Source organism: Kitasatospora nipponensis (assembly GCF_039528135.1).
Lineage (GTDB): Bacteria > Actinomycetota > Actinomycetes > Streptomycetales > Streptomycetaceae > Kitasatospora > Kitasatospora nipponensis.
On the sequence record NZ_BAAALF010000685.1, the window covers coordinates 1 to 730 of the forward strand.

A 730-nucleotide genomic window follows, 5' to 3' on the forward strand; every position below is an offset into this window, starting at 1 on the left:
GCCGTCAGCGGATCCACGTCGTACTCGGGATCGTCGTAACCGATCATCTGGTTGGACCAGTCGAAGATCTTCAGCCGGTCCTCCTGCGGGACACCGATCAGGTCGGCGATCGCCTGCAACGGCAGTTCGCAGGCCACGTCCTGCACGAAGTCACCGGACCCCCGCTCCTTCGCGTCGGCGACGATCTGCCGGGCGCGTGCGCGCAACCCGTCCTCGAGCCTGTTGTTCGCGCGCGGCGGGAAGCCCTTCGACACGATCCGGGGCAGCTTGGTGGGCTGGGGCGCATCCATGTTGAGCAGGACGAGCCGATTGGCGTCGAGACCGTCCTCGTCCATGTTCTCGTCGAAGCGGACGATCGCGGTCTTCTCGCTCGAGGAGAACAGCTCGCTGTCCTTCGACACGGTCTTCACGTCCTCGAGTCGGGTCACCACCCAGAAGCCGTCGTCGCCGAAGCCCGCCACATTGTGCGGCTGGTCGTTCCACCACACGGGTGCGGTGCGGCGCAGCAGCGCCAGTTCGTCGAGCGGCAGTCGCCGCGCGAGCAGATCGGGATCGGTGAAGTCGAAACCCTCGGGCAACAGTGACGTCGTCATGCGCCGAACCTCCGCGAGCAGCGTAATGGAACTCGTTCTACTTACCGAGTGAAGCACACGACGTCGATTCGGTGAAGAGCCCGAAGGAGACCGGCAACCGGATCAGTCGCAATCGCCCTGCCTGCACCGGTCCCGGT

General features: G+C 65.2%; 1 protein-coding gene. It reads right to left on the minus strand.

What is annotated here, in order from left to right; genetic code table 11:
- Positions 1 to 593 (minus strand): cytochrome P450 family protein (locus ABD323_RS42710; protein WP_486327180.1); only part of this gene is annotated, 593 nt, incomplete at its 3' end.
- Positions 594 to 730: the final 137 nt, after the last annotated feature.